Here is a 14,910-nt window from a genome sequence, read left to right as displayed (position 1 = left end):
ATGGATGACGCACAGGAATCCCGAAGCATTCGGACCGATCTGAGCGGGCATGTCGTCAAAACCGTCGGCTACCTCTTCATTGGTCTCTTCTCTCTCTGCTGCCTGCTCCCGTTTATTCTGGTTCTGGGCACCTCATTCACGTCCGAAACGGCGATCAAAAAGTTCGGGTTCAACTTCTGGCCGCGAGAGTTCAGCACCTTCGCGTACAAGATCGTATTCGAGAACCCGGACATCATCGTGGGCTCTTACCTGGTGACGATCGGCATAACGGCGGTCGGTACGGCGCTTGGCCTGTTTCTCGTCGCCATGACGGGATACGCGCTGCAGCGGCCCGACTTCGAATACCGGAACAAAATATCGTTTTTTATTTACTTCACGACGCTGTTCACCGGCGGACTCGTGCCGTTCTATCTGCTTATCACGCAGTATCTTAGCTTGAAGGACAATTATTTGGCCGTGCTGCTGCCGGGACTCATGAGCCCTTTTCTGATCATCATGATGAAAAGCTTTGTCAGGAGCATTCCCCATGCCATTACGGAATCGGCCAAAATCGACGGAGCCGGCGACTTTACGATTTTCCTCCGGCTGATTCTGCCGATGACGACGCCGGCTTTGGCGACGATCGGCTTGTTCATCGCGCTCGGTTACTGGAACGAATGGTATAACTCGATGCTGTTCTTATCGCCCGATATGAAGTACCGCCCGCTGCAGCTGTTTCTGTACAACGAAATAACGCGAGCCGATTTCATTCGAAATTCGGCGGCGGCGTCCAACGTGCCGTTGCGCGATGTGCCGCTCGAATCGATGAAGATGGCGACGGCCATCGTCGCGACAGGGCCGGTCATTATGTTTTATCCGTTCGTGCAGCGTTATTTCATCAAAGGCATTACGGTGGGAGCCGTCAAAGGCTGAAGATGTGCCTGGAGCCGTTAACGCGGCTTCTTCACATAGGAAAGACCAAAGCGAAGGGGAGGCAAGTTGAGATGACCAACGTGAAAAAAGGAATGATTGCCGCGCTCGCTGCCATGCTTCTATTTATGCTGGCGGCCTGCACGGGGGGGAACAACGCGAACGTCGGGGGAAAACCGGACGCCACGAACGGAAGCGCAAGCTCGGAGCCGTCGGTCGATACAGAGGCGGACACGTCCAAGTTCGTAAAAATCAGCTACCTGGTGCTCGGCGATAAGCCTAAAAACGGGCAATTCGATAAGGTGCTGAAGGAAGTCAACGTCATCATGAAAGAAAAAATTAACGCCGAGCTGGAGTGGAAATGGATCGAGTGGGCGGACTGGCAGACGAAATACAATCTCGCTCTCGCCTCGGGCGAACCGATCGACCTGATTACGATCGGCACGGACTGGCTGGACACATGGGGCAACGCGCAGCGCGGCGCATTCATGAATTTGGACGATCTGCTGCCTAAATACGCGCCGGAGACCTGGAACTCCATTCCGCAGGAGGACTGGGATCAAAGCAAATATAACGGCAAAATCGTGCTCATCCCGGAGAACGACTACACCCAGTGGGTCAACCACGGCTTCTTCTACCGCGGCGACTGGGCGAAGGAAGCAGGCATCACGGAGCCGATCAAGGATTGGGAGGGCATCGGCAAGTACCTGCAGTACATTAAGGACAACAAGCCTGACGTGATTCCATGGGATGCGGCTTCCGGCACGCAGACGTTCGGCGGATTCGTGCAGTCTTATACCGATATGCTGGAGCTGCCGATTTCGACGGGCTTCCTGCCGGTATTCACAACCAAATCGTTCGAGGATAAATATACGGTCACGAGCCCGATCTACGAGGATGTATTCCTTCAGTACGCCACGATGATGAAGGATTGGGGGGACCGCGGGTTTTGGCGCGAGGACGCTTTGAACAACAAAGGCAACAACCGCGACGCGCTCAAAGCCGGTCTCTCCGGTCTCGACCAGCACCATACGCAGACATTCTCGGGGCTTCGCGTGGAGATGGATAAATTGCAGCCGGGCTCGGAGCTGCAGATGTTCCCGTTCTCCCGCACGCGCGGCACGAACCTGATGGAGCTGTCGATCACGCACGGAGGCACTTCCGTCGGCGCGCACAGCAAAAATCCGGAGCGCGCGCTTATGGCTTATGAGCTGATCCGCAACAATGAAGAGATTTACCACCTGCTTAACTACGGCTTGGAAGGCGTTCAATACGAGATTAAGGACGGCAAGCGTGTACGTCCGGCGGGCTATGACGAAGCGAGAGACGGCTTCTACTCCGATTTCTGGGGCGGCCGCGTCGACAAATTCGAAATTCCGAGCGAAACGACCTGGGATCAGATCGAAGAAACGCTGTACGCCGAATACGACCAAATCAAAAAACCTTACGTGTACGGACAGTTTGTCTTCGACAAAACGCCGGTCGACGCCGAACTGACGGCGATCTCTCAAGTAACGGGCGAGCTTGGCCCGGCCATCGTATTCGGCAAGGCAGGCGATCCTGCCGCGGCTGTCGAGGAGTTCCGGAACAAGCTGAAGCAGGCCGGCTACGACAAAGTGCTGGCTGAGCTGCAGAAGCAGATGGACGCCTATAAGGCGCAGATGGGAGAATAAAGCCAGAGGGTAAAATTGTAAAAAAGGCGGAATGGGAGCTTTACTCCTGTTCCGTCTTTTTTTCGTTCCGCTCCTGCAACTCTGGTAAGATGCCGCAGTGCTAGCGGACGCTGCAATGGCAAAAAACGCCGTTAGAGCTACGCGGTACGCCGTCCTTCTCGCTGCAATGGCGAAAAACGCCATTAGAGCAGCGCGACGGGCCTTTCCTCTCACTGCAATGGCGAAAAACGCCATAAGAGCAGGGCGAGGGGCCGTCCTTCTCACTGCAACGGCGAAAAACGCCATTAGAGCAGCGCGACATGCCTTTCCTCTCACTGCAATGGCGAAAAACGCCGTTAGAGCAGGGCGAGGGGCCGTCCTTCTCACTGCAACGGCGAAAAACGCCATTAGAGCAGGGCGAGGGGTCTTCCCTCTCACTGCAATGGCGAAAAACGCTGTTAGAGCGAGACCAGCAGCGCGAATTGAAGCTGCAATGGCGAAAAACGCCATAAGAGCAGGGCGAGGGGCCATCCCTCTCACTGTAATGGCGAAAAACGCCATAAGAGCAGGGCGAGGGGCCATCCCTCTCACTGTAATGGCGAAAAACGCTATAAGAGCAGGGCGAGGGGCCGTCCTTCTCACTGCAACGGCGAAAAACGCCATTAGAGCAGCGCGACATGCCTTTCCTCTCACTGCAATGGCAAAAAACGCCATTAGAGCAGGGCGAGGGGTCTTCCCTCTCACTGCAATGGCGAAACACGCTATTAGAGCGAGTCCAACGGGGCGAATCGAAGCTGCAATGGCGAAAAACACCGTTAGAGCGAGTCCAACGGGGCGAATCGAAGCCGTAATGGCGAAAAACGCCGTTAGAGCGAGTCCAACGGGGCGAATCGAAGCTGTAATGGCGAAAAACGCCATTAGAGCAGCGTGAAGGGCCGGCCTTCTCACTGCAACGGCAAAAAACGCCGTTAGAGCGAGTCCAGCAGGGCAAACCGAAGCTCCAGTGGCGAAAAACGCCATTAGAGCAGCGCGAGGGGCCTAATCTCTCACTACCGCCGCGATCCGATGAGCTCACCTGCTGAAGTCAAAATTTTACCCCTTCCAGGTCATAATCTCTCCTATGAAAACCCGGCGGCTATATTATCATTAGTCCAACAAACTAGACTGCTGAGGTGATTCAAGGTGGATGCTATCCGTACAGAAAATCCGCAGGCTGCCAAAAAGTTCTGGTCGCCGCGCCGCAAGGAAGCGCTCATCGGCTGGCTGTTTCTCCTGCCGGAAATTTGCGGCATGCTGCTGCTGAACGTGTTTGCGCTTCTATTTTCTTTATATTTAAGCTTCTCCGAATGGGACCTGCTGTCCGGCATTTCCGGCATCAAGTTCATCGGTATCGACAACTATGTGAAGATGTTCCAGGATGAGGCGATCGGCAAGGCGCTGACGAATAATCTGCTTTACACCGTGTTGACTGTGCCGCTTTCTATCGCGATTGCGCTTGTCATGGCCGTGCTCATTCACTCGAAGGTGTATGGAAAAGACTATTTCAAGGTCGTTTTTTTCCTGCCTTATATCTCGTCCATCATTGCGATCGCCGCGGTATGGAGCGTCCTGCTGCATCCGTCGCTCGGTCCGATTAACCAATTTTTGCTTGAGCTTGGCATCCAGAATCCGCCGAAATGGCTGGTCGATCCGAAAACCTCGCTGCTGTCCATCGCGATAATCAGCACTTGGGCAGGCATTGGCTATACGATCATTATTTATATGGCGGGCCTCGCGAATATTTCGAATGACCTGTACGAGGCGGCCGACATCGACGGCGCGTCCCAGATTCAGAAGTTTTTCAAAATAACGGTGCCGCTCCTTCGGCCGACGACGTTTTTCTTGTTCGTTACGATGCTAATCGGTTCCTTCAAGGTGTTCGATATCATCGCCTTCCTGACGGAAGGGGGACCTCACAATTCGTCGACCGTGGTCGTGTTCCGCATCTACGAAGAGGGCTTCCGCAACTATAATATGGGCTACGCTTCCGCCATCTCCTGGCTGCTGTTCGCGATCATCGGGATTTTGACAGCCGCTACCTGGAAGATGAGGAAAGAAGACGCCGCATAAACAAGGGAGGGATACTGCATGCTGGCACTGCGAAAGAATGCTTCAAGAATTATCATTACTGCCGTTATGGGCGCTTTGTCAATTTTTTTTCTTATCCCGTTTATCTGGATGATATCCTCCGCTTTTAAATTCGAAAATGACGTCATGCGATTCCCGATTCAATGGATTCCCGAATCCATTAACGTCGTCTACAATTTCAAAGCGGTGTGGATGGGCAATGTCCCGTTTTATTTGTTCTATTTCAACTCGATCAAAGTGGCGCTCAGCGTTACGCTTATTACGCTTGTGTTCTCTTCGATGGCCGCGTACGCCTTCACGAAGCTCCAGTTCAAAGGACGAGATCTTGTATTCCTGCTGCTGATTTCGTACATGATTATTCCGGCGCAAGCGACGCTCATCCCCAGATTTATGATGATTCGCTGGATGGGGTTGTACGATACGCACGCTGCGCTTATTCTTATGGATATGTTCTCGATTTATTTCACCTTCCTGCTTCGGCAGTTCATGATGGGGGTCAGCAATGACTTTATTGAAGCGGCCAAAATCGACGGAGCGGGCTATTTCCGCATCTTCTGGTCGATTATGCTGCCGCTCTGCAGACCGGTGCTTGCGACAGTCGCGATCATTAAGTTCATCTGGACCTGGAACGATTACCAGAATCCGCTGATCTTCCTGCTCGACAAGAAGCTGTACACGATTCAGCTCGGCATGGCGCTGTTCCGCGATGACTACACGAACAATTACGCCATTATGATGATGGCCTCCTTATCCGCGATCATTCCGCTGCTTATCGTATTCGTCATCTTGCAGAAGCAGGTGATCAACGGCATTGCGCTGGGCGGCGTGAAAGGCTAATCTAGGCAGAAGTCAAATATTTTCTCTCCCCACCTAAAAATTGTACACACCGGCGGCGAAAGCCGGTTCTATAATCAGAAGCATGCAAGGCCAAAGTGAGTTGACAACGACAAGGGGGAAGCGCAAGTGAAAAACAAAAGCTTTACGCTGATTTTGAGTCTTATGCTGGCGATCGTCACAGTCCTCAGCGCATGCGGAAATTCCGGCAACGGAGGCAGCAATAACGGCGGCAATACGGGCGGAGACAGCTCGGCGGCGCCAAGCGCGTCGGCGGGGACGAAGCAAGAGCAAGTGACAATCAAATATTACAACTGGGATAACGAAGCGCAGGCTCAGAGCACACGGGCTATGCTGGATCAATTCGAGCAGGAGAATCCGAACATCAAGGTCGAGCACGTCGTGCTTGTGCCGGGCAACTCGGTCGAGATGCTGAAGAAGCTTGACTTCCTGCTTTCCTCCGGCGAGGCGATCGACGTCATTAGCGTGCCGAGCCTGGATGCGGTAATTGAAAGAGCGTCCCGAGGCGCGCTGGAGCCTCTTAACTCGTTCTACGAATCGGAAGGGCTTGTTCCTGAGGAGGAGTATTACGTCAATCCAAAGATCGGTGACAAATACTACGGCATGCAGAGCACGACAACTTACCAGTTCGTGCTTCTGAACAAAGACGCGCTGGACGAAGCCGGACTGCCGGTTCCAACCTACGGCTGGACTTGGGACGACTTCCGCGAATACGCGAAAAAGCTGAACAAAGGCGAAGGCGTTGACAAGCGTTACGGCAGTTACTTCCACACATGGGAGCTTTACATGAACCCTCCGGCACAGACGGTGATGAAAAATCCGTTCCGTTACGAAGACGGCACAACGAACTTCTCCGATCCATCGTACAAATATTTCTTCCAGCTTCGCAAAGATATGGAGACGATCGATCAATCGGCCAAGCCATACTCCGATGTATTGGCAGCCAAGCTGAACTACCGCACGGAATTTTTCAACGGCGACGCCGCGATGGTTCTAGCGGGCAGCTGGATGGTTCCGGATCCGGGCAACCTGGAGCAATATCCGCATGATTTCGTCACGGCTTTCGCCCCGGTTCCACTGCCTCCTGCAGGCGCCGAGCCGAAAGATTACGAGGGCGGCAAATATTTCGTAGGCGGCGGCCATTTGACAATGGGCGCAACGTCGAAGCATAAAGAAGCTTCCTTCAAGCTGATGCGCTTTATGACAACCGCCGATTCCGAGCACCGCGCCGAGTTTAACGGCTGGAAAAAAGCCGATCCGAATCCGCTGCTTGACCGTCTGATCGGCGAGAACAAACAAATGTACGATGTGGAATCGCTGAAAAGCACGTTGTTCGGCGAAAACATTCAATATCTTGACGCCTCCCAGGTTGTCACGACCTTCGGCTCGCAGCTGGCGAAGGTGCTGGCGGACAACTTCAGCAAATTTATGCTGGGCAACGATTCCGTCGACGACATTCAAAAAGCGATGGTTGATGAAGCGACCAAAGTGATTCAGGAAAATACGAAATAAAGCCCACAAAGCTCCAAAGCGCCCGAGCAGGCCGTCTGCCTCTCGCGGCGCTTTTTTTTACGTCCGCTGCTGAATGAAGCAAAAAGGTAAAAATTTTACCCCCCGCTGCCAAAAATCGTACTATCTCTGAAAGGGCTTGGTACCTATAATGAGGGGTATATCAAGCGCAAGCGGACGAACGGGAGAGGCTTCTATGTCATCGAGATTAAAGAGACTGTTCCGCAGCACCTATTATCGAAAAATTCAACTATCGTTTATTCTTCTTATTTTACTGCCGATTGTGACGGTTACGGTCATCTCGTATACGATCAACCGAAACGCCAGCATGGAAAATATCGAGCTTACCCATCGCAGCATCATGCAGCTGATGGAGAAGGACATTGAAGAGACGATCAGCGATCTTGCTTACGCTTCCCTAATTGTTGTCGAGAACGACATGCTGAAGCCGTATTACAAGCATTACGCGGAATTGGAAAGCATCAGCAATTATGATGATTACGAGATATACAGCGGGATCGAAAGTCTGCTTAACCTTGTATCCTTCAAAGCGTCGCCGAATCATGTTCATTTGTTTATTACGAACGAGCAGGGACTGATCATTTCGACGCCGGGCTTTTTTGCCAAAGGCAAAAGCATTGAGCAGCTGCAGGATCATTGGGCGCAGATTCAAGCGAAGGAGCAGTTCACGAATTCGAGCCATTTCCAGTGGCTCGGGTCCGTTTCGTCGGAAGCGTATCCGGAGAGGTTCTTTTACGGCTCCAGGGTCATAAGGGAAAACGGAACGGGGCGCGTATTAGCCGTGCTCAATGTCGGAATCTCCGAAAATTATTTCAAAGAGCTGTTCGATCCGATCAAGACGGGGCAATTCGCCTTGTTCGACAGCAGCGGAGAACGGTTTGCGGGTTCGGCTGACGTAAGCCTAACGGATTCCGGCAATGATGACGCGACGATTCGCAGCAAGGCCTCCATCCCGATCGTCGATTGGAATCTCGTATTCGAAACGTCGAAATCCGATGTTGTCGGTCCGATGACGCAAACCTTTTATTTCAGCGGCATTATTATTGCCGTCTCGATGGTTTTGTTTTTGCTGCTGTCGCTGGTGCTCGCGCGGAGGCTTCACCGGCCGATTCATAAGCTTCAGCGGATCGCGGTTCAGTTCGGCGGGGGCAATCGGTCCATGCGGTTTGCCGTATCCGGCGACGACGAGATTAATGAGCTGGGACGAACGCTGAATCAGATGCTCGACCAAATCGAGGAGCTCATCGCGGATATGAACCGCGAGCAGGACGCCAAGCGCAGCATGGAGCTGCAGGCATTGGCGAACCAGATTCGCCCGCATTTTCTCCTGAACACGCTGAATGCGATCAAGATCAGCCTTATTATGGGCGCGGATTCGATGCATGCGGAGAAGATCAATTCGCTGATGTCGCTGCTTCGCAACTATTTGAGAATGGATGAGCGCTCCATGCTGAAGGAAGAATGCGAGGTGCTTCGGCATTACGTCAGCTTGATGGAGATGCGCAGCGATATGCAAATCGCGCTGTCCGTTGAATATTCCGACGAAGCGGGTGACTGCTATATTCCGAAGCTGCTGCTGCAGCCGGTTATTGAAAACGCGATTGTCCACGGTTTTATGGAGCGGGATGCCGATTCTTCGATAAAAGTAAAGGCTGAAATGATGGGCGGCAGGCTGATTATCGCGGTTGAGGATAACGGAATTGGCATGAAGGAGCAACAAATCGCGGAGATGAACGCGAGGCTTGAGGCGGTGAGCGCCGCGGACTATCGGGATCCCGAGCATATTGGTCTAAGGAACATTTTACAGCGCATGAAGCTCGTTTATGGCGAAGCGGCTTCCATGCGAATGGAATCAAACCCGAAAGCAGGCATTACCGTTTATTTGCATATTCCCATCGTAGAGCAATATTTCGCATTGGAGGGCGAGAGAAATGGTTAAGGTGCTGATTATCGATGACGACGCGTTGATGCTCAAATATTTGCGGGGATTGGTCGATTGGAAGGCGCTTGGGTTTACGGCCATGCTTGAGTCCTATTCCAGCGTCAAAGCGCTGCAGCTGTTCAAGAGGGAGAAGCCGGATGTTGTCGTGACCGATATTGGCATGCCTCAGATGAACGGCCTTGAGCTCGCGGAGAAATTCAAGCAGATAAAGCCGGATGTCCGCATCGTATTTCTCACCTGCTATGAAGAGTTCGATTACGTCAAAACGGCGCTCAAGCTGAATGCGGACGAATATCTGATTAAGGATAAGCTGGTCGGATCCCAGCTTGAGGAGACGCTGCAGAAATCGATCGCATCTGTGAAACGGCTGGCTAAAATCGAGGCGCAGGCGTCGTACGAAGAGGATTTTATCCGGAACCTGGATGTGCTGAAAGCTTCGTTCTTCGAACAGCTGACGAGAGGCGGCAGCGATGAAACGTCGAAAGTGAACTATGCCAGGCGCTTAGGGATCCAATGGACTTATCCGTCTTTCCGAATGAGCGTCGGTCAAATTCCCTATTCCAGTCTGCAGAACCGGTACCCGTTCAAAGATATCGAGCTGCTCCGCTATTCCGTCTATAATATCGCCGCGGAAACCGCCCTCGGGTACGAGGGAATTACGGTGTTCAAGCATAAGAACAGCATCGTTCCGATTCTCAATTATCGAAGCGGCGTCACTTCCACGCCTCAGAGCCATATGGAAAATTTCCTGCAGCAGGTTCAGCGCCAGGCGGATGAGCTTTTGAAGATTAGGGTGCATTTTATATGCCCGGCATCGGAGATGGCCATAAGCGATATACCGGACGTTTATCGAAAGCTGCAGCGGGAACGGCACGGGGTGTTCTATGCCAGCATGCCGATCGCGCAGTGGCGTCCGGATAGCAGGTCCGCCGTATATTACCCGGCCGTAAGCAGCTTCGATCTGTACAAGAAAAAGCTGACAGCGGCTGTGCTTGAGGAGGATAAAACGGCGGTGATGGAGCTGCTGCATGCGATGAACAAGGATGCGGCGGAGAAGCGGATTCAACCGAAGGATTATATCGGCGCAAGCTTGGAGATCATCCGCGCTTTGGAAACGCGCATTGGAATCAAAGCAAGGGATGACTTGTTTTATTACGCGTTGGAAAGCGCGGTTCACGCGGAGGATCTGCTGGGCCTTATGTCCGGCAAGCTTCTGGAGCTCCTTGAGGCCGGCCGAAAGCCGGCTGCGGCGAGCGCGCAGCCCGAGCCTAAGCTGCAAGCGATCGACCGCTATATCGCCGATCATTTGGAAGAGAACATCAGCTCCATCGATATCGCGAATTTTTTGGAGCTGAACGCCAGCTATTTTTCCCGTTATTTTAAGCGGGTGACCGGCATAAATTTCACCGACTATGTGCACCGGTATAAGATCGGCATCGCGGAGCAGCTGCTCAAAAACTCGGATGAGACGGTTGAGCTCGTAGCGGCTAAGCTGGGTTATTACGAACGCAGCTACTTCTCGAAGGTGTTTAAAAAATATACGGGAAAGACGCCGACAGAGCTTAGAGGGTCTTCGTCTGCATAGTTGTTACGAATAGGAGATGGAACGATATGAACCAATTATCAGAACTGCCCGTACTGACCGAAGAGCAGCTGCGCTGGCAGGACTATGAGCTCGGCATGTTTTGCCACTTCGGCATCAATACGTTCTGCGATCAAGAGTGGGGGGACGGCAAGGATTCGCCGGCGCTGTTCCATCCTCGGGAGCTGGATGCAAGGCAGTGGGTCCGGACCGCAAAGCGCGCCGGCTTCCGTTATTTCATATTGACGGCCAAGCATCATGACGGCTTCTGCCTGTGGCCGACGGCGACGACGGATTATTCCGTCGCGTCGAGCCCGTGGAAGGACGGCAAGGGCGATGTGGTGAAGGAATGCGCGGATGCCTGCCGCGAGGAAGGAATCGGCTTCGGCCTCTATTTGTCGCCTTGGGACCGGCATGAGCCTTGTTATGCCGATAAAACGGCGTATGACCATTTCTATACGAGGCAGCTGGAGGAGCTGCTGACAGGATACGGCCCGCTCGTTGAAATATGGTTCGACGGAGCGGGATCGGAGGGCCGGGAATATGATTGGCCATCCATCATCGGGCTCGTCAAGCGGCATCAGCCGGGGGCGATGATCTTCAACATGGGGGCGCCTACGATAAGATGGGTAGGCAATGAAGACGGATTGGCGCCGTATCCATGCTGGAATACGGCGGAATCGGCGAGGGTGAGCATGTTCAGCGACGCTTCGCTGGATTGGCTGCCGGAGACGCCGCGCTGGGTGCCGGCCGAATGCGACGTCCCGATTCGCAAGGACCGTTGGTTCTGGCATCCGAACGAGGAAGAGCTGCTGCTTTCCTTAGACGAATTGATGGATATTTATTACCGTTCCGTCGGTCATGGGGCAACGCTGCTGCTTAATGTCGCGCCGGATGACCGGGGATTGCTGCCGGAGGCGGACGTTTGCAGGGTTGTCGAGTTCGGCGATGAAATCCGCAGACGGTTTGGAGCACCGGTTACCGGGATGAGCGGGGAAGGAGACTGCTTGGAGCTTCCTTTGGCGCCCGGTAAGGCGATCGATCATGTCGTGCTGATGGAAGACATCCGTCATGGGGAGCGTATCCATGCTTATGCTCTTGAAGCTTATGCGGGCGGGGAATGGAAGGAATTGACCCGGGGCAGCGCAATCGGCCACAAACGGATCGAGCGGACGGACAGTGTCATCACAGAGCGCTTGCGGCTGCGGATACTGGAAAGCGTTGACCGGCCGAAGCTGAGGTGCTTTGCCGCTTATCGCAACGAAGTCATGAGCCGATTGGAGTGGAAGGAAGGACGGTATTTGCTGGACGGGGAGCCGTTTCGCATCATGTCGGGAGCGATCCATTATTTTCGGGTGGTGCCCGAATATTGGCGGGACCGGCTGCTGAAGCTGAAGGCTTGCGGCTTCAACACCGTTGAAACCTATGTCGCATGGAACGTTCACGAGCCGAAGGAAGGGGAGTTCCGCTTTGACGGCATCGCGGATTTGGAAAGCTTTATCCGTCTTGCCGGAGAGCTGGGGCTGCATGTGATCATTCGTCCGAGTCCTTATATATGCGCGGAGTGGGAGTTCGGCGGCTTGCCGGCATGGCTGCTCAAGTACAGCGATATGCGCCTGCGATGCAGCGATCCTTTGTTTTTAGAGAAGGTTGACCGCTATTACGATGAGCTGATTCCAAAGCTAGTTCCTTTGTTATCTACAAACGGGGGCCCGATCTTAGCTGTTCAGGTCGAGAATGAGTACGGCAGCTTTGGCAATGATACGAATTATTTAATGTATTTGCGTGACGGACTTCTCGCTAGAGGGGTAGATGTCCTGCTGTTTACGTCGGACGGTCCTACCGACGAGATGCTGATCGGCGGCGCGATCGACGGCGTGCACGCAACCGTTAACTTCGGCTCCCGCGTCGAAGAGTCGTTCGGGAAGTACCGGGAATATCGCTCGAATGAGCCGCTCATGTGCATGGAGTATTGGAACGGCTGGTTCGACCATTGGATGGAGCCTCATCATATCCGCGACGGCGAGGAAGTAGCGGACGTGCTGGATCAGATGCTGGCGAAAAACGCGTCGGTCAACTTCTATATGTTCCACGGCGGAACGAACTTTGGCTTTTACAGCGGAGCTAATCATATCCAAACGTACGAGCCGACCGTTACCAGCTACGATTATGACGCTCCGCTGACAGAGTGGGGCGACGTGACGCCGAAGTACGAAGCGATCCGGAAGGTGATGGCGAAGCATGGCTTCGAAGCGGGCTGCCCTCTGCCGGCCGCTATTCCGAAAAGGTCGTACGGCAAGGTTGAGTTGACGCAGAAGGGCAGTCTGTTCCCGCAGCTCGATGCGATGGCAGAATCGGTCGAAAGCGTTTGGACGCTGCCGATGGAGAAGCTCGGCCAGTCTTATGGCTTTATTTTGTATTCCACATGGGTACGGGGACCGAGAAAGGGACAGCAGCTGCACATTCAGGACGTGCGTGACCGGGCGCAAGTGTTCCTAAGCGGTAAGCCTCTGGGCATTATCGAGCGTTGGAATCCGAAGCCGATTCCGATCGAAGTGCCGGCTGAAGGCGCAAGGCTGGATATATTGGTCGAAAATATGGGCCGCATTAACTACGGACCGCTGCTCCGGGATGCGAAAGGCATTACGGAAGGGGTTCGCATCGACAACCAATTCCAATATCATTGGACGATAACGCCTCTGCCGCTTGAGGAGGAGATGAGAGCGCTCGTAACGTATGAAGCCGCATCGGGGAGCTCGGAGCATGCCGGGCCGGCCTTTTACAAGGGGACGTTCGAAGCGGAGGAGATCGGCGATACGTTCCTCCGATTCGATGGCTGGAAGAAGGGCGTGGCATGGGTAAACGGCTTTAATCTGGGAAGGTATTGGAAAGCCGGTCCGCAGCGCGCGCTGTATGTGCCGGGGCCTCTCCTCCGGAGAGGACACAACGAGATTGTGCTGTTCGAGCTGGAGGGCGCTTCCGAGGATCGGTGCGTAGCTTTCACCGATATTCCGGATCTGGGCGATACGGCCGCCGTTGACGATGCCGTACTGAATTTCGTGAGCGAGGATGAACGGGACAAGGAGGAGCAACCTGTATGATTAACGGCGACAATACGATGCTGCAAGCCGCGCTGAAGGATGCCATTGATAAAACGAGAAAAAATATCGCGAGGTTTAACGGAAAATTTCCGCATGTCAGCGAAAACGACGTCTATCAATTAAATGACAATACGGATTGGACGAACGGGTTCTGGTCCGGGATGCTATGGCTAAGCTATGAGCTGACGAAGGAAGCGGACTTTCGCGAAGCGGCGGTTCGGACAGTGGGAAGCTTCCGTGACCGCCTCGCCTCTCATACGGTGCTGGATCATCATGATATCGGCTTCCTCTATTCCCTCTCCGCCAAGGCGCAGTGGATCATAGAAGGGGATGAATCGGCAAAGTCCCTTGCTTTAGGAGCGGCCGATGTGCTAATGAAAAGATGGAGGCCGAAATCCGGTCTCATTCAAGCGTGGGGACAGGAAGGCCATGAGAAAAATGGAGGCCGGATTATTATCGACTGCTTAATGAACCTTCCGCTTTTATTTTGGGCTGCGAAGCATACTGGGGATGACCGTTATGCGGAGATTGCCGTGCAGCAAGCCGAAAAAAGCAGACGCTTCCTCGTTCGGGGGGACGACTCCTCCTACCATACGTTCTATTTCGACCAAGAAACCGGCGAACCGCTGCGCGGCGGCACGGAGCAGGGCTATGCCGATGGATCGACATGGACGAGGGGGCAGGCTTGGGGCATTTACGGCTTCGCGCTGCTGTATCATTTTACCGGGGACACGTGCTACCAAGAGACCTCGCTTCGAATGGCGAAGCATTTCCTGGAGCGTCTGCCGGAGGACGGGGTTGTGTATTGGGATTTCAGCGCGCCGATTACGCCGGAAACGAAGCGGGACAGCTCCGCTTCCGCCATTACCATTTGCGGAATACATGAGTTGTTGAAACGGCTTCCGAGCGGGCATCCGGACCGGGCCGTTCTCGAGGAAGGCGTTCGCCGTCAGCTGGACGGGCTGATCGGCAAATACGCGACAATTGGGAAGCCCGATGCGGAAGGTTTGCTGGAGCGGGGATCGTACAGCGTCCGAGGGAACGCTTCGCCGGATGACTACATGATCTGGGGCGACTATTATTACATGGAGGCGCTGGCGCGATTGACAGAAGGCCATAAAGGATACTGGTACGAATAACCGTCCTCTGATTGCTGCATGGTAGCGGCTGCGCCGGTCAAATGCTATAATGTCACTAATTCGATGAGGTTGG

10 protein-coding genes and 1 pseudogene are annotated in these 14,910 nt (G+C 53.8%); all 11 read left to right on the top strand.

The genetic code is table 11. The features are described from left to right. The 11 genes and pseudogenes from D3P08_RS11235 (at nucleotide 1) to D3P08_RS11190 (ending at nucleotide 14,837) form a co-directional block, all read left to right on the top strand. Nucleotides 1-912 (top strand): carbohydrate ABC transporter permease, encoded by a 912-nt coding sequence (locus D3P08_RS11235; protein WP_119599777.1) that lies wholly within the window; start codon nucleotides 1-3, stop codon nucleotides 910-912. 71 nt (nucleotides 913-983) lie between these two features. Next, complete coding sequence (locus D3P08_RS11230) at nucleotides 984-2,582, top strand: ABC transporter substrate-binding protein (protein ID WP_119599776.1); 1,599 nt, start codon at nucleotides 984-986, stop codon at nucleotides 2,580-2,582. A 778-nt stretch (nucleotides 2,583-3,360) separates the two neighbouring features. Further along, complete coding sequence (locus tag D3P08_RS27875; protein ID WP_276311148.1) at nucleotides 3,361-3,492, top strand: hypothetical protein; 132 nt, start codon at nucleotides 3,361-3,363, stop codon at nucleotides 3,490-3,492. A 251-nt stretch (nucleotides 3,493-3,743) separates the two neighbouring features. Further along, nucleotides 3,744-4,670 (top strand): carbohydrate ABC transporter permease, encoded by a 927-nt coding sequence (locus D3P08_RS11220; protein WP_119599774.1) that lies wholly within the window; start codon nucleotides 3,744-3,746, stop codon nucleotides 4,668-4,670. 18 nt (nucleotides 4,671-4,688) lie between these two features. Next, entirely contained in the window at nucleotides 4,689-5,525 is an 837-nt protein-coding gene (locus tag D3P08_RS11215) for a carbohydrate ABC transporter permease (RefSeq protein ID WP_119599773.1), read from the top strand. Nucleotides 5,526-5,651: 126 nt separating this feature from the next. Next, entirely contained in the window at nucleotides 5,652-7,055 is a 1,404-nt protein-coding gene (locus tag D3P08_RS11210; RefSeq protein ID WP_420819028.1) for an ABC transporter substrate-binding protein, read from the top strand. Between the two features lie 193 nt (nucleotides 7,056-7,248). After that, nucleotides 7,249-9,012, top strand: coding sequence for a cache domain-containing sensor histidine kinase (locus D3P08_RS11205; RefSeq protein WP_162848432.1), 1,764 nt, complete (start codon nucleotides 7,249-7,251; stop codon nucleotides 9,010-9,012). After that, on the top strand, nucleotides 9,005-10,600 hold the full coding sequence (locus D3P08_RS11200; protein ID WP_119599771.1) for a response regulator transcription factor: 1,596 nt from the start codon (nucleotides 9,005-9,007) through the stop codon (nucleotides 10,598-10,600). Before D3P08_RS11205 ends, D3P08_RS11200 begins: the two co-directional genes overlap by 8 nt. Before the next feature lie 26 nt (nucleotides 10,601-10,626). Next, nucleotides 10,627-11,856 (top strand): annotated as a pseudogene (locus tag D3P08_RS27510) (alpha-L-fucosidase); the annotation flags it as partial. Nucleotides 11,857-11,865: 9 nt separating this feature from the next. Beyond that, on the top strand, nucleotides 11,866-13,698 hold the full coding sequence (locus D3P08_RS27505) for a glycoside hydrolase family 35 protein (protein ID WP_206098950.1): 1,833 nt from the start codon (nucleotides 11,866-11,868) through the stop codon (nucleotides 13,696-13,698). Nucleotides 13,699-13,715: 17 nt separating this feature from the next. Then, complete coding sequence (locus D3P08_RS11190) at nucleotides 13,716-14,837, top strand: glycoside hydrolase family 88 protein (RefSeq protein WP_119599810.1); 1,122 nt, start codon at nucleotides 13,716-13,718, stop codon at nucleotides 14,835-14,837. Nucleotides 14,838-14,910: the final 73 nt, after the last annotated feature.

The sequence above is a fragment of the Paenibacillus nanensis genome (assembly GCF_003583765.1).
Lineage (GTDB): Bacteria > Bacillota > Bacilli > Paenibacillales > Paenibacillaceae > Pristimantibacillus > Pristimantibacillus nanensis.
The sequence above is the reverse complement of the archived record's forward strand: the minus strand, read 5'-3'. Positions and strand labels throughout refer to the sequence as shown.

What these genes read in the sequence shown, in the direction of transcription:
- D3P08_RS11230 (WP_119599776.1), top strand. Translation starts at nt 984, where the DNA reads ATGACCAACGTGAAAAAAGGAATGATTGCCGCGCTCGCTGCCATGCTT.
- D3P08_RS11215 (WP_119599773.1), top strand. Translation starts at nt 4,689, where the DNA reads ATGCTGGCACTGCGAAAGAATGCTTCAAGAATTATCATTACTGCCGTT.
- D3P08_RS27505 (WP_206098950.1), top strand. Translation starts at nt 11,866, where the DNA reads ATGAGCCGATTGGAGTGGAAGGAAGGACGGTATTTGCTGGACGGGGAG.
- D3P08_RS11190 (WP_119599810.1), top strand. Translation starts at nt 13,716, where the DNA reads ATGCTGCAAGCCGCGCTGAAGGATGCCATTGATAAAACGAGAAAAAAT.
- D3P08_RS11200 (WP_119599771.1), top strand. Translation starts at nt 9,005, where the DNA reads ATGGTTAAGGTGCTGATTATCGATGACGACGCGTTGATGCTCAAATAT.
- D3P08_RS11205 (WP_162848432.1), top strand. Translation starts at nt 7,249, where the DNA reads ATGTCATCGAGATTAAAGAGACTGTTCCGCAGCACCTATTATCGAAAA.
- D3P08_RS11235 (WP_119599777.1), top strand. Translation starts at nt 1, where the DNA reads ATGGATGACGCACAGGAATCCCGAAGCATTCGGACCGATCTGAGCGGG.
- D3P08_RS27875 (WP_276311148.1), top strand. Translation starts at nt 3,361, where the DNA reads ATGGCGAAAAACACCGTTAGAGCGAGTCCAACGGGGCGAATCGAAGCC.